We start from the raw sequence: 22280 nt of genomic DNA, 5'->3' as shown, positions 1-22280 counted from the left end.
CCATGGAAGACAAGAACCGCAGCAACGGCAAAAAACAGGGCACCAAACGCAAAAAGGAGAATCTCAGCATCAGGATTCTACGCACCTTGAAGCAGCGTATCCTGAACTGGGAATACCCTCCGAACAAGCCGCTGGTGGAGGAATCCCTGTGCCGGGAATTCGACGTAAGCCGAAGCCCGGTGCGTGAAGCCCTGCGCATGCTCGCGGCTGCCGGCTTTGCCGAACGCATGGAAAACAGGACCTTCGTGGTCAAACAGATACACCCGGACGAAGTACGGGAAATCTACGAACTGCGAAAAGCCCTTGAACTCTATGTGGTGGAACGCCTCTGTACGCGCACCGATGTCGACCCTCAACTCGACAGTCTGCAACACGAATGGGAGAAGTTCTGTCGGGCCAGCCGGGAAAACGATCAGCTGGACTACAGCCAGGTTGCCCTGTGGGACCAGTCCTTTCACGAAGGTCTGGCCGAGATTTTCGGCAACAAGGCCATCTGCAGGACCTTGCGTTCCTTCAGCGAGCGGCTGCTGATCTTCCGCACCATGGATTTCCAGCACCCGGGGCGTCTTGAAACCACCTGCAACCAGCATCTGGCCATCATAGACGCAATCCGCAAGGGCGATGCCGAACGCGCTCGCTCCCATCTGCTGGAAAACATCGAGGAAGGACAGGACAACGCCAACAACAGCGTTCAAAAAGCCCTTCTTCAGTCCTACTACTAGTCCAGCCTCATTCAGCCCAAGACACAATGGCCGCCCGGGATTCCTTCCTCGGCGGCCATTTTGATGCAGAAGCCGGACCGCATGCCTCCTTCAAACCGCCTGCTCCTGCGCCCCCCCATGGAGTACGCATCCCCGATGCTGAACAAACGATCAAGGAAACGAACTCATGTTTCAGGTCCTCCAAAAGAAAACGCATTGCGCCGATCCCGGCACAATCATGCAAAAACATGGGCAGGTCGCTACGTCTTGTGTTTCTCTTGAATTCTCCGTATCAAACAAGCCTTTTGTGCATGAAGCACGAAATCAAAGGTAATGGAGGTGCACTTGGCACTTAACGAAAAACCTATAACAGCGCGGAGCACTGCCGATCTTCCTTTCGGAGGGCTTGGAGTGTCTCTTGAAGCATGTGAAGAGTATGCCGGAACGCTGGATGTCCGAGTTGTTGCTTGGGCTCCGGTCTTCTGTTGTGAAGGCATGACTTTTCATGAGCCTCCTGTGGCGCTCTCCGGCTATAGACTGCTTACAGTGCTCGGCTGTGAGATTCGTGGGCAATAACAACAAATCTAGGATTTCCGAATGAAACTGAATCGTCGTGATTTCGTGAAACTTTCTTCAGCAACAGCCGTTGGAGCCGCCTTTTCCGGCCTCGGCGTTGGCTGCAAGAAGACAGCGGTTGCCAAGATCGCTCAGATGAAGCCTGCCTGGAGCAAGGAGACGACTTCGATCTGCGCCTACTGCTCCGTTGGCTGCGGACTGGTCGTCACCACATCTCTGGAAACCAGAAGAGCCATCAACGTGGAAGGCGATCCCGACCACCCCATCAACCAGGGAGCTCTCTGCGCAAAGGGCGCAAGCTCCATTCAGATGACCGAGAACGAGCTGCGTACCGGCAAATGCCTCTACCGCGCTCCCTACTCCGGCGAATGGCAAGAAAAGAGCTGGGACTGGTGCAAGAAACGCATCGCCAGACTTGCCAAGGAATCCCGCGACAAATCCTTTCAGGAAAGGAACGACAAGGGTCAGGTCGTCAACCGCAACATGGGTGTGGCCTGCCTCGGCTCTGCCGCTCTGGACAACGAAGAATGCTACGCGATGCATAATTTCATGCGCGCACAGGGCATCGTCTATCTCGAACATCAGGCCCGTATCTGACACAGCGCCACTGTTGCGGCTCTGGGAGAGTCGTTCGGACGCGGTGCGATGACCAATCACTGGAATGATTTGCAGAACAGTGATTGCATTCTGATAATGGGCAGCAATGCTGCCGAAAACCATCCCATTTCCTTCAAATGGGCCTTGAAGGCGCAAGCCAGAGGCGCAAAGATCATTCATGTCGATCCGCGTTTCACGCGTACTTCGGCACGTTCCGACAAGCATATTGCGCTTCGTTCCGGATCGGATATCGCCGTTCTCGGCGGCATGATCAAGTACATCATCGAGAACAAGCGCTATTTTCTCGAATACATGCGTGAGTACACCAACGCGTCCTTCATCGTTGGTGAGGATTACACGTTCGAGGATGGCCTCTTCGCCGGGTTTGATCCGAAAACTGCCACCTACGACAAATCGAAGTGGGCATTTGAAATGGACGCGAACGGCGTCCCCAAGATGGACAAATCCCTGAAACATCCGCGCTGTGTTTTTCAGATTCTGAAAAAACACTACGAACGGTACACGCTGGACAAGGTTTCGAGGATGTCGGGCGTTTCCCCCGAAGACCTTGTCGAGCTCTACGACGCATACTCTGCCACCGGTACAGCGAAAAAGGCCGGTACCATCATGTACGCCATGGGCTGGACCCAGCACTCCGTGGGTGTGCAGAACATCCGCGCCATGGCCATGATCCAGCTCATGCTCGGCAACATCGGCATTGCCGGCGGCGGTGTCAACGCACTCCGCGGCGAATGCAACGTGCAGGGCTCCACGGACTACGCCCTTCTCTATCACATCCTCCCCGGATACATCGCGACTCCGCTTGCCGGACTGGACACTTTCGACCAGTACAACAGGAAGTTCACGCCTGTATCCACGGACCCGAGGAGTGCAAACTGGTGGCAGAACTATCCCAAGTACTCCGCCAGCCTGCTCAAGGCCATGTACTCCGATGATGCGCCCAAGGATGCCTACACCTACCTGCCGAAGCTGGAAAACCACAACGCAAGCGAGTACTCCTGGATTCCGCTCATCGACCGCATGTACAACGGCGGATTCACTGGTGCATGGATCTGGGGCATGAACCCGGCCTGTTCCAGCCCGGATTCGGAAAAGACCCGCAAGGCCATTGCCGAGCTTGACTGGATGGTCAACGTCAACGTCTTCGACTGCGAGACCTCCAGCTTCTGGAAAGGCCCGGGAATGGACCCGGCAAAGGTCAAGACCGAAACCTTCTTCATCCCTTGCGCAACCGCAATCGAGAAGGAAGGCTCGGTCTCCAACTCCGGCCGCTGGATGCAGTGGCGCTATGCCGGTCCGGAACCCAAGGACGGCGTGCTTACCGATGGTCACTACTTCCACGAACTGTGGGAGGAAATGGTCCGCCTCTATGAAGAGGAAGGTGGAGCGTACCCCGATCCGATCACCCGTCTGAGCTTCAACAACATGTGCGAAAAGAACAGCCATGGTCACATGGAATTCAGCGCACAGCAGACGGCAAGGCTCATCAACGGCTGGTTCACGCGGGATACCGTCGTCAAGGGCAAGCAATTCAAAAAGGGACAGCAGGTTCCGAGCTTTGCCTACCTGCAGGACGATGGTTCCACCACATCCGGCAACTGGCTCTACTGCAACTCCGTGAGCGACACCGAGAACAAGTCGGAACGCCACGACGCCAGCCAGACTCCGATGCAGGAAAGGATCGGCCTGTTCCCGAACTGGACATGGTGCTGGCCCGTGAACCGGCGCATCATCTACAACAGGGCTTCCGTGGATTCGCAGGGCAAACCCTGGGACCCGGAGCGCGCCGTCATCGAATGGAACGGCAAGAAGTGGGAAGGCGATGTCCCGGATGGTGGCTGGGCTCCCGGCACCAAGCATCCGTTCATCATGCGCAAGCACGGCTTCGGTCAGCTCTTTGGCCCGGGGCGCGCTGACGGTCCCCTGCCTGAATACTACGAACCGCTGGAATGCCCTGTCAAAGAGCATGCATTCTCCAGCACGCTCCACAACCCGACATCGGTTCAAATTCAAGGCGAGGAAAAAGCGGTTTGCAATCCGCGCTACCCCTTTGTCGGCACCACCTACCGCGTGACCGAGCACTGGCAGACAGGCTCCATGACGCGCTGGTGCAGCTGGCTGGTGGAAGCCGAACCGCAGATGTTCGTTGAAATCAGCCCACAGCTGGCTGAACTTCGCGGCATTGAAAACGGTGAAAAGGTTACCGTTGAAAGCGTTCGCGGTTCCCTGTGGGCCATCGCGATCGTTACCGAACGGATTCAGCCGTACAAGATCGACGGCAACGACGTTCACATGGTCGGCATGCCCTGGCACTACGGCTGGGCAATGCCTTCCGACGGCGGTGATTCCGCAAACATCGTAACACCGAATGTTGGCGACCCGAACACGGGCATTCCCGAATACAAGGCGTTCATGGTCAACGTGCGCAAGTGGCAGGAAGGGGATAAATAATGAATGGTAAAAGCTTCTTTGTCGATTTGTCCCTGTGTACCGCCTGCCGTGGATGTCAGGTCGCCTGCAAGCAGTGGAAAAACCTTCCGGCGGAAAAGACCCGGAACGTAGGTTCCCACCAGAATCCGCAGGACCTGTCCTCCAAGACAATCCGTCTTGTCCGCTTCCATGAAGCACATGACGCCAAAGGCAAACTGCAATGGTACTTCTTCCCGGAGCAGTGCCGTCATTGCCTCGAACCGCCCTGCAAGTACATCGGCAACATGTACTGCGACAACGGCATCGTGCAGGATCCCAAGACCGGGGCCGTCGTCATGAACAGCCGCACGGCAGCCATTGGCGACAAGGTCACCAGTGAAGAGCTGTGTCCGTACAACGTTCCCCGCATGGACGAGGAAACCGGACAGTGGTTCAAGTGCGACATGTGCGCGGATCGAGTGGAAGCCGGTCGGCTTCCTGCCTGCGTTCAGAGCTGCCCCACCGGCACGATGAACTTCGGCGATCGGGAAGAGATGCTTGCTCTCGCCAAAAAACGTCTGGCGGAAGTGCAGAAGACCAATCCCGACGCGTACCTTGCCGACCCCGAGTCGGTTCGTGTCATCTACCTGTGCACGGCACCGCCGGAAAGCTACAACGGCAACCTGCTCGCGGCCGTGGATGGAAACAGACTGGTGAAGAAGGCATTGGCCAAGAAAAGCGTCAATCGCCGCGATCTGCTTGCTGGCCGTTTCAGCGCCAAGACAAAAGCGTAACCCATGCTCAGAGGAAATATCATGAAAAAAGCATTCATCATGTCCCTGCTGTGTATCGGTCTTACTGCGGCGTTGGCCTTTGCTCAGACGGAACTGGTATCCAGCATCGATGCTCCCGACGATGACCTTGAAATCAACTTCATCGAAGGAAACAGCAAACGCAATCTCGGTGTTGTCTTCAACCATTCGAGTCATGAAGACATCGACTGCTTCACCTGCCACCACAAGAATGAAGTGGCAGACGAACCCGAGTCCTGCTCGAACTGCCATACCGACACGGCACCCGATGCTCAAGGCACCAAGTCCTACTTTCGGGCAATGCATGTGAAGGGAACCGAACAGGCCTCCTGCCTGTCCTGTCACGAAGAGGAATTCTCCGGCGACAAGGACTTGACTGGTTGTGCCAATTCCTCCTGTCACCCGACCGGCCTGTACTAAAACACATAACCACCCGGGGCGGGCTCCCTGCCCGCCCCGGGCCTCCTGCCCGCACTTCAGCCAGTTCGAAAAAATCGACGGTCAAGGCTCGACATGCAATCAGGGCCACGGCGCAGCTCCTGACCACAGCAAGATTCTAGGACCAACAACCTTTTCGTCCCCCCCTTCCCAGTCCACCTTTTCGTCTCTCCCGACTGCCTGACAACCCTTTACCACCCGCACCCCGTATACGTGCCGCTTAATAATCCGCGCGTCTTTATATACGTCTCGATCCATGCTAATCCTGAGCATGATTACCTTCATGGCCACAACTGGAAAACGTTTGTGCAAAACAAGTCCTGCCCACCTCGTGCACAGCGTGACAAAAGTGATGTGGATTGCACAAATTCAGACTGTTTTAATCAGGATTGGCGTCATGTTTTTCTTCAACCGGTCAAGATCATGATCATTGTCAACCTTTGGCACGCCTTTTGTTGTTCACAAAGGCCATACCAAACACGGGAGTTCGGATGAAACCCTTCACCACACTGCTTTTTTTCATCGCCATCAGCATCCTGCCTGTAGTAGGAATTGCGGCTCAGAAGTCCTTGGAGAAAAGCCCCATCGAATCTCCCGGCCAATATCTCGGCGACCAGCACGAATTGCTGAATCTGAAGCAATATCTGGCTCTGGCTGCGGAAAACAACAACGAACTGCAGGCTGCGTTTCAGCAGTGGCAGGCCGCCGCCAAACGCGCAGTCCGGGCAGACACTCTGCCCGATCCCCGTTTCTCCTTCGGCTACTACACCACCCCGCTGGAAACGCGCGGCGGCCCGGCCCGGTACAAGTACGGCCTGTCCCAGACCCTGCCCTTTTTCGGCAAGCTCGACTTCAAGGAACAAATGGCGCTGAGGGAAGCGGATGGCTTCAAGGCCAAGTTCGACGACCTCAAGCTCTCCATCTTCAACGAAGTGAAAAAGGTGTACTACGAGTATGCCTATTTGGCGCAGGCCATCGAGAGCACCAGCGAAAACATCGAACTGGTCAGGTATCTGGAGAAAATCGCCACAGCCAGATACACCACGGGTGCGGCCGGACATTCGGACATCATCCGCCCGCAGGTGGAGCTCGGCAAGCTGGAAGACCGGCTCGGCTCGCTTCAGGCCCTGCAAGCCCCTCTCGTCACCCGACTCAATGCACTGATGGATCGCCCTGCCTCAACCCCCATTCCCTTTCCCGCATCGGTTCCGGTCATGGTCATCAAGGCCTCCGAGGGCGAACTTCAGGCCATTCTCCAAACAGCAAGCCCCAAACTCCTGTACTGGGAAACCGTCGAGTCCCGGGAAGAAGCGGGAAAGGACCTCGCGGAACGCAACTACTACCCGGACTTCACCTTCGGCATCGAGACAACGGAAGTGGATCGTGCCAGAAATCCCGGTGTGACAGGCGACGGCGCAAACCCGGTCATGGCCTCCATGTCGTTCAACATTCCCATCTGGCTGGAAGCCCGGGACTCGGCCGTACAGGAAAGCCAGGCCCGGATACTCGCAGCCCGGAAATCCAGAACCGGGCTTGCCCGGCAGCTCTCCGCCGACCTTGCTCTGGCCCATTACAGATATCTTGATGCCGGGAGAAAAATCGGCCTGTACCGGGATACGCTGGTTCCCAAGGCGGAACAGGCCCTCGGCGTGACCATGGAAGCCTTCATGACCGGGACCGGGTCCGCCCTTGATCTGATCAGCGCGGAGCAGACACTGCTGGAACTCAAATTGGCCTATTACCGCGCCCTGACGGATCAGGCCCTCGGCCTTGCCGAAATGGAAAGACTCGTAGGACGGGAATTGCCGTGCGCATTCCACGGTTCGCTTTTGAAAAGGAGTCCACCCCATGAATAAACCGAAACGAACCGCTTCACTTCTCGCCCTGATCCTCTTCTGCGCAGCGGCTTTTGCCGCAGGCTACCTGTTCAGGGGTACCGACCCGGCAGGGGAGACTTCTCTGGAGGAACACACCGAACATGGACTGAAAGCCTCGACCAACGAGAAAGGGGAAACTGTCTGGACCTGTTCCATGCATCCCCAGATTCAGCTTCCAAGCCCGGGGCAATGCCCCATCTGTTTCATGGATCTGATTCCCCTGAAAAAAAAGGACGAGGGCGAACAGACCAGTCTCCGCCAGATTCGCCTTTCGGACGAAGCCCGAAAACTGGCAGGCATCACCGTTGAGGAAGTCCGCCGCATGGATGTAGCCGTGGAGACCCGCATGGTGGGCAAGGTGGACTACGATGAAACGCGGGTCCGGACCATCACGGCATGGACCGGCGGCCGGATCGACAAAATGCATGTGGACTATACGGGTAGCCCGGTCCGTCGAGGCCAGCCCATGGTCTCCATCTACAGTCCCGAACTGCTCACGGCGCAAGCCGAACTCATTCAGGCCATCAAGGCTGCGCGCGACCTGGAAAAAAGCACCCTCTCTCTGGTCAAGGAAAGCGCAATGCGCACACGGAAGGCGGCGCGGGAAAAACTCCGCCTTCTCGGACTCACGGACCGCCAGATAGAAGCCATCGTCAACAGCGGAACGCCTTCGGATCACATCACTCTGTACGCTCCGCAAGGTGGCGTGGTGATCAGAAAGGACGTGAACGAAGGGCAGTATGTCAAGACAGGCAGCCCCATCTATGCCATTGCCGACCTCTCGTCGCTCTGGGTCATTCTCGAAGCCTATGAATCGGATCTGCCGTGGATCAGGATCGGACAGGAGGTCGATTTCAGCACCGAAGCCTATCCCGGCAAGCGTTTCCAGGGAAAGGTCGTCTACATCGATCCTGTCGTGAACGAGAAAAGCCGCACGGTACGGGTTCGTCTGGAAGTCCCCAACAGGGACGGCAGCCTGAAGCCGGGCATGCTTGTCCGCGCCGTACAGCAAAAGAAGAGCACGGACTCCTCGCCCGATGGCAATCCGCTGGTCATTCCGGCATCCGCCCCCCTGATCACAGGCAAACGAGCCGTGGTCTACGTGGCGGACAAGAACGATCCCGGCACATATCGGGGCAGGGAAATCGTGCTCGGCCCCAAAGCCGGACAATACTACATCGTCAAAAACGGCCTCGAACCCGGCGAACTTGTCGTGACCAAGGGCAATTTCAAGATCGACAGCGCAATCCAGATCGTGGCCAGACCAAGCATGATGAACCCCGCAATTGCCACGACACAGGTTGCCGAGGCTGAACTGCCTTCCCTCTTTCTCTCCAAACTACGATTGCTGGGCCAGACTTTCGCGTCGCTCAAGCCTGTCGTTGCCAACGGCGACCTTGCGCAAGCGCATCTGGCCTTCGGCAGGTTCCACAAGGAACTCAGATTGGTGGAGGACTCCGACCTTGAAGACGAAACCGCACTGCAATGGAAGGAATACGCCATGCTGCTCGGCAACGACGCCATGCTGGCCTCGGAAGCCCGCCGACCCCGAAACGACTGAAGGAAATATTCGCGGAAATGCAGGCTCACTACGATCTGCTAACCTCGACATTCAATCTGGAAACCCTGTCCAGAGAACATGTCGCTCCGCTGGAATTCAGAAAGCAGCTTGGTTTCGTATTCTCCAGCTACGAGCCTCTGGCCGAAGCCCTTGCCGCAGACGACCTGCAAAAGGCCCGCTCTGCTGCCGAAAAGATTGCGGCAGCACTCCGGAAAGTCGAGGCTGACAAGCTGGATGGACAGTCGCACAACATCTGGACCGACTCCCTGAAAGCAATGAATGACGGACTGGCCGCCATCCGGGAAGCAACGGACATCGTGGGCGTTCGCACGGGCTTCGAGCCGCTGTCGGTCGGTCTGACCCGGGCCGTGCTCAAGCTGGGCATGGAGACCGATGGTCCTGTCTACGAATTGTTCTGCCCCATGGCCTTCGACTACGAAGGCGCAACATGGCTGCAACGCGACGAGGACGTCAGGAATCCCTATTTCGGCGCAACCATGCTGAAATGCGGCGAAACAAACCGGCAACTCAAGCAGTAGGCACCGCCCATGCCAAACGCCCCCAAGCACCGCATCCAGGCCGACACGGCAACGGACAGGCTGATCCGCTTCTGCCTCGAACACAAGCTCGTGGTCATGCTCCTTGTGACCATGATACTCGGCTGGGGGCTGATCGTGGCCCCGTTCGACTGGAAGATTCAGGGCTTGCCTCGCGATCCCGTGCCCGTGGATGCCATACCGGACATCGGGGAAAACCAGCAGATCGTCTTCACCCAATGGACAGGACGTTCTCCGCAGGACATGGAAGATCAGGTCACCTATCCGCTCACCGTGGCCCTGCTCGGCATCCCCGGGGTCAAGACGGTGCGCAGCTATTCCATGTTCGGATTTTCCACCATCTACGTCATTTTCAATGAAGACGTGGAATTCTACTGGTCCCGGTCGCGACTGCTGGAAAAGCTGAACAGCCTGCCGCCCGGCACCCTGCCGCAGGGTGTGCAACCGACGCTCGGCCCGGATGCAACGGCTCTGGGGCAGGTGTTCTGGTACACGCTGGAAGGCAGGGACGAAAACGGCAATCCGACCGGCGGGTGGGACCTCGACGAACTGCGCAGCATACAGGACTGGTATGTGCGCTATGCCCTGCTCTCGGCCGAGGGCGTAAGCGAAACGGCTTCGGCTGGCGGATTTGTCAAGGAATACCAGATTGATGTGGATCCGGATGCCATGCGCACCACAGGCGTCACTCTGGAGGATGTCTTCTCCGCCGTGAAATCCTCCAATCTGGACGTTGGCGCACGCACCATCGAAATCAACAGGGTGGAGTACCTGATTCGCGGCATCGGCTTCGTCAAGCAGCTCGACGACATCGAGGAAGCCGTCATCAAGGTCGTGCGCAACACCCCGATCCGGGTCAGGGACGTGGCAAGGGTCAGTCTGGGACCAGCGCTTCGACGCGGTGTGCTCGACAAGGGCGGCGCCGAGGCGGTCGGCGGCGTCGTGGTGGTCCGCTACGGAGAAAATCCGCTTCAGGTCATCAGGAACGTCAAGGAAAAGATCACGGAAATCTCCCCGGGCCTGCCGAGCAAGGTACTGGCCGACGGCACGGTGAGCAAAGCAACCATCGTCCCGTTCTACGACCGCTCCGGGCTCATCGGCGAAACACTGGGGACACTCGACACGGCACTGACCGAAGAAATTCTCATTACCATCATCGTGGTCCTCATCGCCGTGATGCATCTGCGCAGTTCACTGCTCATCTCCTCCCTGCTCCCTCTGGCCGTGCTGATGTGCTTCATCGCCATGAAGCAATTTCGCGTGGACGCAAACATCGTCGCACTTTCCGGCATAGCCATTGCCATCGGCACCATGGTGGACATGGGCATCATCGTCTGCGAGAACATCCTCAGAAAATTCGAACAGGCTTCACTGGACGAGAGCCGACTGCACACGATCTTCAAGGGAACATCCGAAGTGGGCAGCGCCATCATGACCGCCGTGGCCACCACCATTGTCAGTTTTCTTCCCGTCTTTGCCATGGAAGGCCCGGAAGGGAAGCTGTTCAAGCCTCTGGCCTACACCAAGACCTTTGCCCTGATCGCGTCCATTGTCGTGGCCCTGACCGTCCTGCCGACCGTGGCGCACATGATCTACCGACGCAGTGACAGACCGAACTGCTCTTCGAAATACGTGATCAGCATCCTCTCCGTGGCAACCGGAGTAGTCCTGTCGATTTTCGTGAAATGGTGGCTCGGCCTCTTCTTCATCATATCCGGACTGCACTGCGTGCTGGCTCGCCTCATCCCGCCCAGATTCGGAAGCTGGCTCGGCAAGGCCGAAAACTACGGCGTGATTTTCATGATCATGGCCGTGCTCTCCTCGCACTGGCTGCCATTGGGACCGGAAAAAGGCGATGTCCGCAACTTCATCTTCGTTTCGGCGCTCATCGGCGGCCTCATGCTCTTCTTCCAGATTTTCCAACGGTTCTACCCGGCCATGCTGCAAGGCGCCCTCGACAACAAGGCGGCCTTCCTGATTCTGCCTGCGATCGTGATTCTGCTGGGTGCGCTCATCTGGTTCGGGGCCGCGCCCCTGACCTCATGGCTTCCGAATTCGATCCGCGCATCCCGGCCCGCCGCAGCCCTCAACCACGCATTTCCGGGACTGGGCAAGGAATTCATGCCGCCTCTGGATGAAGGGTCGTTCCTGTACATGCCCACCACCATGCCCCATGCCTCGATCGGCGAAGTCCGCGACGTGCTGGCAAAGCAGGACATGGGCATCCTGGACATTCCGGAAGTGGAAAGTGCGGTCGGCAAACTGGGTCGGGCCGAAACGCCCTTGGACCCGGCTCCGGTCTCCATGATCGAAACCGTCATCAACTACCGCCCCGAATATCTGGTTGATGAAAACGGAAACCGACTTCGCTTTCGCTTCGACCCGAACCAGAAGGACTATTTCCGGTCGCAGGACGGCATGCCGCAGCCAGCCGGAGACGGACTGCCCTACCTTGTTCAGGGCCATTTCCCGCGTGACGATTCCGGCAAGCTCATTCCGGACACGGACGGCAAGCCGTTCCGCCTCTGGCGCTCTGCGCTTGATCCGTCCCTGAATCCGGGCAGAACGGCATGGCCCGGCATCCGGACTCCGGACGACATCTGGGATGAAATCACCGTGGCTGCGGAAATCCCGGGAACCACTTCGGCCCCCAAGCTTCAACCCATAGCCGCGCGTATCGTCATGCTCCAATCCGGCATGCGCGCCCCCATGGGCATCAAGATCAAGGGACCGGACCTGAAAACCATCGAGGCTTTCGGCCTGCGGCTGGAAAAGCTGCTCAAGGAAGTGCCCTCCATTCAACCGGCAGCCGTTGTGGCCGATCGCATCGTGGGCAAACCCTATCTGGAGATCGTCATCGATCGTCAGGCCATTGCCCGATACGGCATCAGGCTCCAAAAGGTTCAGAACGTACTGGAAGTTGCCGTGGGCGGTCGGATGCTCTCCACCACGGTGGAAGGCCGGGAGCGCTACCCCATCCGCGTTCGCTACATGCGCGAACTTCGGGATTCCATCGAGGCGCTTGAAAACATTCTGGTCGCCGCCCCCTCCGGAGAGCAGATTCCCATGAAGCAACTGGCGGAAATCCGCTACGTGCGCGGCCCGCAGGTCATCAAGAGCGAAGACACGTTTCTGGTGGGTTACGTGCTTTTCGACAAGAAGCCGGATTTTGCCGAGGTTGATGTGGTGGAACAGGCCGCCAGCTACATCGAAAGCCGGATCGCAGCGGGCGAGCTCACGGTTCCCAGCGGCGTTTCCTACGAATTCGCAGGCAACTATCAGAATCAGATTCGGGCCCAGAAAAAACTGGCCGTCATCCTGCCTCTGGCCCTGCTGGTCATCGTGATCATTCTCTATCTTCAGTTCAAGTCCATCGCGACCACACTCATGGTTTTCTCCGGCATTCTGGTGGCATGGTCCGGCGGATTCATGATGATCTGGCTTTACGCCCAGGACTGGTTTCTGAATTTCAGCGTGCTCGGCACGAACATGCGGGAACTGTTTCAGGTCGGTCCCATCAACCTGAGCGTCGCCATCTGGGTCGGATTTCTCGCCCTGTTCGGCATCGCCTCGGATGATGGCGTCATCATGGCCACCTACCTTGACGAAAGCCGTGACAACCGGGACATGAGCACTATCCCTGCCATTCGGTCAGCCATACGAAAAGGAGCGCAACGCCGCATCCGTCCGGCTCTCATGACCTCGGCCACGACCATTCTGGCCCTGATTCCGGTTCTGACGTCCACAGGCCGCGGCGCAGACATCATGGTGCCCATGGCCATCCCTTCATTCGGGGGAATGACCATCGCGATCCTTACCGTATTCGTGGTTCCGGTGCTCTATTGCTCGATGGAAGAAGCAAAATGGAAGATTCAAGAAAAACGCCGTTCCGCAGCCCCCAAACAGGCCTGAACGGCACAACTGCAACCCGTTTACAGGAGTAGACCGATGAAAAAGATCACTACCGTTTTTCTGACCCTTGCCCTGGTCGCCATGACTGCCGTACCTGCTTTCGCCGATTCCCACATGAATCACGGTTCGAATCATGGAGAAATGTCTCACGGCACCATGGAAAAACAGGGAGCCGCCTCCATGCATGACGGAATGAAAACCATGGAGGACAATCTGCACATGATGCAAATGGATGTGGATCAGATGAAAGCCCCGGAAGCCCGCAAGGCAGCCATGGCCTCGATGGATACGCACATGGCCGACATGCACCACGGCATGATGACCGTGGAGGAGCATGCCAGTCAATCCGGCAACAAGGACATGCAAAAGGCCATGAAACAGATGAACAAGGACATGATGACCACCATGAAGGGAATGGGCATGATGAAGAAGAATCCCGATGCCGCCATCCCCATGATGACCGAAGGTATTGAAAAAATGCAGAAGACCCTGACACACATGAAAAGCATGATGTAACAGCCCATCACAACCGGCGACCGGATTCGGTCGTCGGTTGTGATGGCAGAAAAAGCCAATATCCAGCAGACAAACACGACGGCTTGCCCTCTCGCCGAGAACAAGGCATGGAATCAGCGGCTCATATTCAACATCCAAAAACTTGAATCTATTGAATTTAATTGACGAGAAGAAAGGATGGTTCCCCCATCCCCATGAGAAACAACAGAAAACATATCTCTCAATGGCTAGGCAGCAGACGGCGTTGCCTGTCTCGACTTTCGCCGCCGCCTCCGCCCCTCATTTTTCCCATGAGAATGAGCAGCATTTTCTGCCAACCTTCCACCGCATTTTTCCGATGCCTCATAACCACAAATGGAATTCTGCTCGATTGAGAGATTCATACCCCTTTCAATGGCCCGCAACTGAGGAATGTCATCCTGGGTAACCAAGCTGATGGCGCTGCCAGATCGTCCTGCCCTGCCCGTTCTGCCTATTCGGTGTGTATACGTTTCAACCGTATTTGGCATGTCGTAATTGACGACATGAGTAATTCGGTCGCAATCGATGCCACGTGCAACAATATCCGTGGCCACCATGATGGAATATCGCCCATCACGAAACCCGGTTAACGCTTTTTCGCGCTGGCTCTGGCTCATGTTGCCTTGCAAAAAGGTGGAGTCGTACCCACTGTTTGCCAACTGTCGTGACAGATTTTTGGCTTTGTGTTTAGTGCGAGTGAATATAAGCATGCTTTGATGCTCTGAACGGGAAAGTATGTCATCCAGCAATTTGTTTTTCTTGCTGCTTTGAGTCTTGTAGAAAAAATGCTTCACACTTGAAACCGACGAATTTGCATTGATCCGAACCATCTTCGGATTGACCAGTATCCGCTTTGCAAAAGCAAGAATGGACTTGGGCATGGTGGCAGAAAAAAGGAGATTTTGCCTTTTGGCGGGAAGCTTGGCGAGAATTCGCTTGATGTCCGGCATGAACCCCATGTCCAGCATCCGATCGGCCTCATCAAGAACAAGCGTTTCAATGGCTCTGAAATCAAGCACTCCTTTCTCAATCAGTCTGACAAGCCGCCCGGGGCATGCGACGATGACTTGTGACGAATCAAACGCTTTTATCTGCGGGCCCATCCCGACGCCACCGATAACAACGCCTGTGCGAATATCGGCATGTCCAGCCAATGAGTTGAAACTGTCATTGATCTGAATTGCCAGTTCTCGCGTGGGAGCCAACACGAGTACACGCGGCCCCCGTTGGGAGGAAGGAGCGGAAAGAAGCTTCTGAAGAATGGGCAAAGCAAAAGCGGCAGTCTTTCCAGTGCCAGTCTGTGCCAACCCCATGACGTCATACCCATGTAGAATTAACGGGATGACTTTTTGTTGAATCGGAGTCGGGGTGTCATAGCCACAGGAATTGATGCCAGCGTCAATACGTTGGTCAAAAGAAAAATCTGTAAAGGTCATAAAAGCCTTGGGAAAAAGGAAAGATTACGACGGCGCGCAACAGCGGTCGACCCCGGAATACCGGGTGATAATTGGAAGGCTCTGGGACGGGAGAGTAAATCTAAAGCTTACGTGGAACGAAAGTTGCCCAAACGGGGCTAAGAAGTAATCATGCGTCCAGTCACGCTGAGTTGTTTATATATGAATCATTCCCAGCCAAAAGTAAAGAAATCAAATATAAAACATTTAACACGGCCATAGCCAATTATCTTGATGACATATCAATAAACAGCATTCTCTTGAAACTACTCTACTAAAGGAAAAAGCCTCTCGCGAAACAATATGAGTCACCTTGTGTACTAAAACATGAAAACCGATCATCAGCATCGTGTACATGCTGAAAAAACACTATGATAACGAAACTTCCATCACACGATGAGATACACGTTCAAAATGCAATCCAAGAATTGCGAGTTCCACTACGACGGGGAAGGATTTTGGCTTGGTAAAAACTGTCTTCACCAAAAGCCTCCAATACGGGAAACGAGCTTTGGAAACCACTCCAATGAACCACATGCTTTTCATGAATGCCTTGACATCATGCCACATGATCCTTCCTTTTGATGTCGGCGTATAGGAAGACAGGAATTTGCTGATCCGAGCATAATATTCTCTGGGAGAATACAAGGTTGCCAGAAGCCGCTTGTATCCTTCAAGAAGCGTTTCGCGCCCCATCGAAGGGACAAAATTCACACAAGCATCAGTATTCTCGCCGCTCAACCCGTCAAGCAACCGTCCTTCCGCCTGAAGACGATGCCAAAGCCTTGTATGCGGCAAGGCATTGAGCACGCCGACCATTGCCGTCACCACGCCAATGTTTTTGACAAAACGAAGCTGCTGTTCAAATATTGATGATGTATCGCTGTCAAATCCTACTATGAAGCCGCCCATAACCTGCATCCCATGTTGGTGAATAGCTTGAACGGCGGAACAAAAATCAGTGGCTACATTTTGTTTTTTGCCGCACTCCTCCAAGCTTTCCTCTGATGGAGATTCTATTCCGATGAAAACCTTATGAAAATTGGCTGAACTCATCATTCTCAACAGTTCAGTATCATTAGCCATATTTACACTCGCTTCAGTCATGAGCCGAAAAGGGTAATTTCGCTGTTTCTGCCATTTTGCGAGTTTGGGCAGAAACTCTTTCACATGGATTAAGTTGCCTATGAAGTTGTCATCAACGATGAACACGGAATCTCTCCACCCAGCGTCATATAAACTTTGCAATTCTCGCAACATTCTGTCCGTTTTTTTTGTGCGAGGACGCCTGCCATTCATAATCACTATATCACAGAACTCACAATCAAAAGGACATCCGCGCGAATACTGCAAGGTCATCGAAACGTAATCTTCAAAATTCAACAACTGCCAAGCGGGAAGAGGCGTTGTTCCCAAATCAGGGTGCTCAGTGCATTCATACATAGGTTTGGCTGTGCCACATTCATAATCCCTAAGAAATGCAGGCAGTATTGTTTCGGCTTCCCCTACGATGAAATGATCCACCTCGGGGAACTCTTCTCTGTCAGCTCTGAAGGCTGGCCCCCCAGCGACCACAGTCTTGCCAAAAAGCTTCGCGCGCCGGACGACCTCCTTCGCGCTGGGGACTTGAACGATCATGGCACTAATCAAGACAATGTCAGCCCATTCGATATCGGCATCCGAAAGCGGAGCAACATTCGTATCAACAAGACGCTTCTCCCACGTTTCCGGGAGCATGGAAGCAACGGTCAACAGACCAAGCGGTGGGAAGGCCGCCTTTTTGGATACAAATGGCAAGACGCTTTTGAAACTCCAAAACGTGTCCGGATATGATGGGTAAACAAGAAGTGCTTTCATGATTTTTCACCTCATGTCCACCATAGATCACTTTGGACAGACCTCAAGGCTGCTGGTGTTATAAAAAATGGCTCTCCATGGTCTATCCAGAGCCAACACATTAAAATACTTCAACTTGCACTTGCAAACATAGACGGACCATTTTTTTGCATAACAATTGCCCCATAATCACAGGAAGCATAACTTTGAAATGTGAAGCAAGAACAAGATGCAGATTCCCACCTATCCAATGGAGATATTCAAATGGATGAAACGTGTGAAAACTGTCGTTATTATCTTCCGGTCGAAACGGACTTCAAGGAGGACGGGACATGCAGGTTCTCCCCTCCAACCGTTTCAGCGTTGTCCGAAAACGCCATGGCGATATGGCCTCGGGTGAAGAAAACGGATTGGTGCGGCAAGTACGCTCCCAAAGAGAAACAAGGAAATCCTAGCCTCTGAAACCGTTTAGCTTCGGGGGATGTTCGATGAAAGGACTGCCAGCAAAAATCAAGCAGAAAGCCCACCTGGCTGTATCCTTGATACTCGCCTTATTATTCTTGTTGTTCATTTTTCAAAATTTTGAACAAACTCAAATTTCTTTCCTGTTTTGGACAATTTCAATCCCCCGTGCACTACTGCTTCTAAGCACCCTGCTCCTCGGTGTCTCCATAGGTGTTATATCGATGGCAGGAAAACGGGCATCCAAAATAATATCTCCCACTTCAACAAGTGATCACAAAAATTTGGAGCTCAAAAAAAAGATTTTGGAACAAGATAATATGATTGCCCAAATGCAGTCCGAACGAGTTAAAACAAACCGCATCCTCGAAGCACACGAGACAACCCGAATGGATTTCCTCTCAAAAGAGAACTCTCATGAAAAAAAACAACGCATTGCAGAGGGGAAAATAGCCAAGACTAGCCATGCTTTAAATGATGCCACTACATTCATCGCTTCCCTTGAAAGCGAGGTGCGGCTACTCAATGAGAATATCGAGAGCAAAAAACTCATTGATGCATTGATCCAACACGATCTCAGAAACACATTGATTGCTTCCGTATCTCTGCCGAAATCAATCCTTGATGATCCAAACCTAACTGAAAATCAGAAAATAGTTGTGAAGTTCATCCAGGACAACGGAAAAAGAATGCTTGAAATTCTTGATTCAAGTTTGACGCTCTACCGAATAGAGGAAGGGACTTACCAAAAAGAATTTGCCACAGTAAACCTCTACAAAACCATTTCCGACGTGGTCGCCCGGATCAGCAATACCCTCTCGGCCTCCAAACAAGAGGTCTCAATCAATTGCATGGATCCAACAGATCAAGACAACGATACTTTTCTCGTTTATGGAGAAGAGTTTCTTCTCTTCAGCTCCTTCATGAACCTTATAACGAATGCTTCAGAAGCGTCTCCTCCAGGAAAACCCATTTCAATAACTTTCAGCAGGAACGACTACTGCTCCATCGCAATTCGAAATTATGGAGAAGTGCCAAGCAGCATACAAAAAACTTTCTTCAACAAATTGGTTACATCGGGCAAGAAATTTGGAACAGGACTTGGGACATACTCAGCCATGTTGATGATCAAAGCCCAAAACGGCAATATTGAATTGGATTGTTCTGAATCGGGAATGACAACCGTCTATGTCACCCTGCCAAAGCCCCAGAACTAAGTATTCAGCCCAACCTATCCGATATCCACTTAGAGTCCTTCCTGATCCGTTAGCCGTTGGCATTGACCTGCCGAAGCGTCAGAAAACGGGGATCGGCATAGTTGTCGCTCCCGAGCAAGACAAGGTTTATGCCGCGATACACCGTGCCGGACATGGAATTGGACAACGGCGTAGCTCAAAACTACGGCCACAGGGAAGAATTGCCACAGAGGCATTATATGCTTAACTATTTTATTGATTTCTATTTGGCGGAGGGGGAGGGATTCGAACCCCCGGGCGGTTGCCCGCCGCTGGTTTTCAAGACCAGAGCAATAAACCGGACTCTGCCACCCCTCCGCGAGAAAAAGCCTCTGGGAAACAAGGCTTGTGAAGAGAATTGGTTGTAGGGACAGGGCTCAGGATTGTCAAGAAAAGCAATCCGGAAAAGGCAACATGCAGCACGTGCGAAAACGTATCCCAATGAAGAAAATGCCAAACGCAAATGTAAACCTCACCAACTTGGTACCACCCACAAGTAGAGATTTTCTGTGGTGAATAAGCATTGAGATGCTCAACGGAAGTCAATATTTTTTGTCTGGCAATGCCCGGCCGGCTTTCAGCCGACATGAAAATGAAATACACCCTCAAAAAAGTACCGGGAAAGGCATGGGCCAAAGGTTTTGCGAATTGACACAGATGGTGACATACCGTATCTTTCAGAAAAATTAAGACAAATCAAATCCTACAAGAAAGACTCATGACCAACTCACAAGAAGCCTTCTCCCGGTATCTGGCGGAAAAGAATCTGAAAATGACCCCCCAACGCCGCGTCATTCTGGACACGCTGCAAAAACAGGACGAGCACCTCTCCTCCGAAGAGCTGTACGCACTGGTCAAACGTCATGACCCGTCCATCGGACAGGCCACGGTTTACCGGACGCTCAAGCTCCTTAACGAGGCGGGCATAGTGGAACCGCTCGACTTCGCGGACGGCGTGACTCGCTACGAATCCAGCTATGGTCGCGAGCACCACGATCATCTCATCTGCGAAGCGTGCGGCAGGAACATCGAGATCATGGACGAAGTGATCGAGCGCAGGCAGGAAGAACTCGCCGAGGAACACGGGTTCACCCTGTTGCGGCACAAGATGTACCTGTACGGCCTGTGCCCGGACTGCCGAGGGAAAAAATAGGCTCTAATCGCCCTGAATCCTCTCCAGAAACTCTCCCAGCTCGGGAATTTCCCCCTGCAGGGTCTTCCAGGTATATCCGCTGCCCATCCTGTCTCCTCTGGCCACGAACTGGATACCGAGTCCGATGCCGCCACTCTTGACCTTGAAACGGCTGCGAATGGCTCCGACCACGTTGAAGTAGAAAAATTTCTTTGTCTCGGGATTCCATACGCTGATTCGAAGAACGAGTTGATTTCCTTCCTTGAGAGGTGGCAACTCCCCTTTCGGATTCAGGATATGCAAACGCACTCCGCCGGCTGAAATGTTGGCAACCTCCAGCCGCATCTTGTCCTCGTGCTTTGCCGGATTGCTCACAGTCTGCAAATCCGGGCGAACCATCCAGAACGTCTTGCGCCTGCGAACATCCCAGGCCTTGACCCGAACCGCTCCCTGCCGAGCGACCTTCTGGCGAACGTGTTTCCTGCGAATGACAAAACGGTAGCGAATGGGCGTGAGCAGGGTCAATTCCTTGATCACCGTGCCACGCCGATGCATGTGGCGGACATAGGTGACGAAGGCATTGATCTTCCGCCCGGAGTAGGTGAACGGCTTGACGAAACAGATCACGCGCTTGTTCTTGAGGTTCAGGCTGGTGGGATGCACCTGAACCAGATCGAGCGTCATGCCGCCTCCAGCCACGGCAGACACCCGGGCGTTGCAGACCTTTCTGTCCACGCCATGGGGCGAATACAGGTAGACCTCCAGCATCACTCCTTTTGAAACCAGATAGTTTTCAATGATCTGGCTACTTTTTGCCGAAAAGATCCGAGACAGGAATCGCCCGAGACCGAACCCGAAAATGCGTCGATAGTACCAGGCAGCCATGACCGAAACCAGAGGGACGGCCACGGCAAGAATCTTGGAAAACACGGTCAGCAGGTCCAGCCTGCCGGAACCATGATCAAACGTCCGTTGCACGCTACGGAGAAAATCCAGCTGTGCGTGCAGTTCCTGAACGCCATCAAGTCCGGTCAGCCAGCCAAGGTCCATATCCGGAAGTCTCCTTTCACCACAAAAATTCTTTCGTATTCTGATACATATAGCTCCGGTCGGAACGGCAAATCAAGCCCTGAAAGTCAGGGAACCGTCGCCCCTCCCCCTGCGAAACAAAAAATATGCAGCATCCGTGCCTGAAACAACAGGATGCTGCATCACAACCGACCAGAAACACGAAGTTAATCCCGAGTCACGGAAAACAGCCGCTCCGCGTCACTCTTTTTCAAAGAATACAACATGTCGTAAAAATGCATTTGCAGGGAGCCGGGACCTTGCGCCATGGCTCCGGCCATGCCCCCGGCAATGGCCATGAGTGCCATGGCATCGACCGCGGCTTCATTCCTGTTGCGGTTCACGGCGAGAAATGCACCGCAGATCGCGGTTGCCGTGCAGCCGAGGCCGGTAACACGAGGCATGAGCGCATGTCCGCCGTTTACGCGATACACGTGATTGCCGTCCGTGACGATGTCCACTTCGCCACTCACGACCGTGGTGCAGGAATGCATTTGCGCCAAGGCTCTGGCCGCAGCCACGGCGGCGTCCGCGCCAAGGGAACTGTCCACCCCCTTGGCCTGTCCGGCTTCACCGGCAAGGGTCATGATCTCGGAAGCATTGCCGCGAATGATATCAGGCCTGTACAGGCTGAGCAATTCCTGACTGGACGAGGTGCGCAGCGTGGAAGCTCCCGCCCCGACCGGATCGAAGACCACGGGAACACGCATGGCGTTGGCGGAAGACCAGGCCGCATGCATCAGCCCGATATCCTGAGTGTTCAGCGTGCCGATGTTGATGACGAGAGCGCCGCTGATCTTCATCAGATCTTCGACCTCACGGCTGGAAAAAGTCATGATCGGAGAGGCTCCGGCAGCCAGAAGCGCGTTGGCCGTATTGTTCGTCACCACATGGTTGGTCACATTCAAAACAAGCGGGTTGCCTGTCCGGACAAGCTGAAAATCATTCCAAAAAGTATCCATATCCATCTGATTTCCCCTGAAAAACGTATTGGTTTCGACGGATGGGCATACCTCGCCTTGGTTTTGGACGCAAGGCCGGGGACACGGTTTTCCAACTTGCCCGCGCACGCAAAAAGGGAGCGACGGAAATCCG

The 22280-nt window shown here is 54.4% G+C and carries 16 protein-coding genes and 1 tRNA gene; 11 read left to right on the top strand and 6 right to left on the bottom strand.

What is annotated here, in order from left to right; all coding sequences use genetic code 11:
- Positions 1 to 2: 2 nt before the first annotated feature.
- The 9 genes from MPN23_RS01240 to MPN23_RS01200 all read left to right on the top strand — a co-directional run bounded on the left by MPN23_RS01240 (position 3) and on the right by MPN23_RS01200 (position 13977).
- Positions 3 to 722 carry a GntR family transcriptional regulator gene (locus tag MPN23_RS01240; RefSeq protein WP_243545654.1) on the top strand — a complete coding sequence of 240 codons (720 nt, stop codon included), beginning with the start codon at positions 3 to 5 and terminating at the stop codon, positions 720 to 722.
- Positions 723 to 1298: 576 nt separating this feature from the next.
- The gene (fdnG, locus tag MPN23_RS01235; RefSeq protein ID WP_243545653.1) at positions 1299 to 4346 is read left to right on the top strand and encodes a formate dehydrogenase-N subunit alpha; all 3048 of its coding nucleotides are present in this window, start codon (positions 1299 to 1301) and stop codon (positions 4344 to 4346) included.
- Entirely contained in the window at positions 4346 to 5098 is a 753-nt protein-coding gene (locus tag MPN23_RS01230; protein ID WP_243545652.1) for a 4Fe-4S dicluster domain-containing protein, read from the top strand. The genes fdnG and MPN23_RS01230 overlap by 1 nt, the downstream gene beginning before the upstream one ends.
- 21 nt (positions 5099 to 5119) lie before the next feature.
- Entirely contained in the window at positions 5120 to 5536 is a 417-nt protein-coding gene (locus MPN23_RS01225) for a cytochrome c3 family protein (RefSeq protein ID WP_243545651.1), read from the top strand.
- Between the two features lie 509 nt (positions 5537 to 6045).
- Positions 6046 to 7410, top strand: coding sequence for a TolC family protein (locus MPN23_RS01220; protein ID WP_243545650.1), 1365 nt, complete (start codon positions 6046 to 6048; stop codon positions 7408 to 7410).
- Positions 7403 to 8992 (top strand): efflux RND transporter periplasmic adaptor subunit, encoded by a 1590-nt coding sequence (locus tag MPN23_RS01215; protein WP_243545649.1) that lies wholly within the window; start codon positions 7403 to 7405, stop codon positions 8990 to 8992. Before MPN23_RS01220 ends, MPN23_RS01215 begins: the two co-directional genes overlap by 8 nt.
- 17 nt (positions 8993 to 9009) lie before the next feature.
- Complete coding sequence (locus MPN23_RS01210) at positions 9010 to 9531, top strand: DUF3347 domain-containing protein (RefSeq protein WP_243545648.1); 522 nt, start codon at positions 9010 to 9012, stop codon at positions 9529 to 9531.
- Positions 9532 to 9540: 9 nt separating this feature from the next.
- Positions 9541 to 13461, top strand: coding sequence for an efflux RND transporter permease subunit (locus tag MPN23_RS01205; protein ID WP_243545647.1), 3921 nt, complete (start codon positions 9541 to 9543; stop codon positions 13459 to 13461).
- Positions 13462 to 13497: 36 nt separating this feature from the next.
- The gene (locus tag MPN23_RS01200; protein WP_243545646.1) at positions 13498 to 13977 is read left to right on the top strand and encodes a hypothetical protein; all 480 of its coding nucleotides are present in this window, start codon (positions 13498 to 13500) and stop codon (positions 13975 to 13977) included.
- A 227-nt stretch (positions 13978 to 14204) separates the two neighbouring features.
- Here MPN23_RS01200 and MPN23_RS01195 read toward each other — a convergent pair whose 3' ends face one another.
- Complete coding sequence (locus MPN23_RS01195; protein WP_243545645.1) at positions 14205 to 15434, bottom strand: DEAD/DEAH box helicase; 1230 nt, start codon at positions 15432 to 15434, stop codon at positions 14205 to 14207.
- 387 nt (positions 15435 to 15821) lie between these two features.
- Positions 15822 to 17309 (bottom strand): B12-binding domain-containing radical SAM protein, encoded by a 1488-nt coding sequence (locus tag MPN23_RS01190; protein ID WP_243545644.1) that lies wholly within the window; start codon positions 17307 to 17309, stop codon positions 15822 to 15824.
- A gap of 467 nt (positions 17310 to 17776) precedes the next feature.
- On the opposite strand from MPN23_RS01190, the gene MPN23_RS01185 reads away from it, so the two are divergent.
- Entirely contained in the window at positions 17777 to 18967 is a 1191-nt protein-coding gene (locus tag MPN23_RS01185; RefSeq protein ID WP_243545643.1) for a sensor histidine kinase, read from the top strand.
- Between the two features lie 49 nt (positions 18968 to 19016).
- Here MPN23_RS01185 and MPN23_RS17075 read toward each other — a convergent pair whose 3' ends face one another.
- Both MPN23_RS17075 and MPN23_RS01180 read right to left on the bottom strand, forming a co-directional pair.
- Positions 19017 to 19133 (bottom strand): ArdC-like ssDNA-binding domain-containing protein, encoded by a 117-nt coding sequence (locus tag MPN23_RS17075; RefSeq protein WP_341540089.1) that lies wholly within the window; start codon positions 19131 to 19133, stop codon positions 19017 to 19019.
- A gap of 80 nt (positions 19134 to 19213) precedes the next feature.
- Positions 19214 to 19303, bottom strand: a tRNA-Ser gene (locus MPN23_RS01180).
- Between the two features lie 400 nt (positions 19304 to 19703).
- Between MPN23_RS01180 and MPN23_RS01175 the strand changes: the two genes are divergently transcribed.
- Positions 19704 to 20138 (top strand): Fur family transcriptional regulator, encoded by a 435-nt coding sequence (locus MPN23_RS01175; RefSeq protein WP_243545642.1) that lies wholly within the window; start codon positions 19704 to 19706, stop codon positions 20136 to 20138.
- A gap of 3 nt (positions 20139 to 20141) precedes the next feature.
- Here the strand turns inward: MPN23_RS01175 and MPN23_RS01170 are convergent, their stop codons facing one another.
- Positions 20142 to 21167: a PilZ domain-containing protein gene (locus tag MPN23_RS01170; protein WP_243545641.1), complete on the bottom strand. Its 1026-nt coding sequence runs from the start codon at positions 21165 to 21167 to the stop codon at positions 20142 to 20144.
- A 185-nt stretch (positions 21168 to 21352) separates the two neighbouring features.
- On the bottom strand, positions 21353 to 22153 hold the full coding sequence (gene thiM, locus MPN23_RS01165) for a hydroxyethylthiazole kinase (protein WP_243545640.1): 801 nt from the start codon (positions 22151 to 22153) through the stop codon (positions 21353 to 21355).
- Between the last annotated feature and the right edge of the window lie 127 nt (positions 22154 to 22280).

This window comes from Pseudodesulfovibrio tunisiensis, assembly GCF_022809775.1.
GTDB lineage: Bacteria > Desulfobacterota > Desulfovibrionia > Desulfovibrionales > Desulfovibrionaceae > Pseudodesulfovibrio > Pseudodesulfovibrio tunisiensis.
This window is presented reverse-complemented; position numbering and strand designations above follow the sequence as displayed.

What these genes read in the sequence shown, in the direction of transcription:
- MPN23_RS01240 (WP_243545654.1), top strand. Translation starts at nt 3, where the DNA reads ATGGAAGACAAGAACCGCAGCAACGGCAAAAAACAGGGCACCAAACGC.
- MPN23_RS01230 (WP_243545652.1), top strand. Translation starts at nt 4,346, where the DNA reads ATGAATGGTAAAAGCTTCTTTGTCGATTTGTCCCTGTGTACCGCCTGC.
- MPN23_RS01225 (WP_243545651.1), top strand. Translation starts at nt 5,120, where the DNA reads ATGAAAAAAGCATTCATCATGTCCCTGCTGTGTATCGGTCTTACTGCG.
- MPN23_RS01220 (WP_243545650.1), top strand. Translation starts at nt 6,046, where the DNA reads ATGAAACCCTTCACCACACTGCTTTTTTTCATCGCCATCAGCATCCTG.
- MPN23_RS01215 (WP_243545649.1), top strand. Translation starts at nt 7,403, where the DNA reads ATGAATAAACCGAAACGAACCGCTTCACTTCTCGCCCTGATCCTCTTC.
- MPN23_RS01210 (WP_243545648.1), top strand. Translation starts at nt 9,010, where the DNA reads ATGCAGGCTCACTACGATCTGCTAACCTCGACATTCAATCTGGAAACC.
- MPN23_RS01205 (WP_243545647.1), top strand. Translation starts at nt 9,541, where the DNA reads ATGCCAAACGCCCCCAAGCACCGCATCCAGGCCGACACGGCAACGGAC.
- MPN23_RS01200 (WP_243545646.1), top strand. Translation starts at nt 13,498, where the DNA reads ATGAAAAAGATCACTACCGTTTTTCTGACCCTTGCCCTGGTCGCCATG.
- MPN23_RS01195 (WP_243545645.1), bottom strand. Translation starts at nt 15,434, where the DNA reads ATGACCTTTACAGATTTTTCTTTTGACCAACGTATTGACGCTGGCATC.
- MPN23_RS01190 (WP_243545644.1), bottom strand. Translation starts at nt 17,309, where the DNA reads ATGAAAGCACTTCTTGTTTACCCATCATATCCGGACACGTTTTGGAGT.
- MPN23_RS01185 (WP_243545643.1), top strand. Translation starts at nt 17,777, where the DNA reads ATGAAAGGACTGCCAGCAAAAATCAAGCAGAAAGCCCACCTGGCTGTA.
- MPN23_RS01175 (WP_243545642.1), top strand. Translation starts at nt 19,704, where the DNA reads ATGACCAACTCACAAGAAGCCTTCTCCCGGTATCTGGCGGAAAAGAAT.
- MPN23_RS01170 (WP_243545641.1), bottom strand. Translation starts at nt 21,167, where the DNA reads ATGGACCTTGGCTGGCTGACCGGACTTGATGGCGTTCAGGAACTGCAC.
- thiM (WP_243545640.1), bottom strand. Translation starts at nt 22,153, where the DNA reads ATGGATATGGATACTTTTTGGAATGATTTTCAGCTTGTCCGGACAGGC.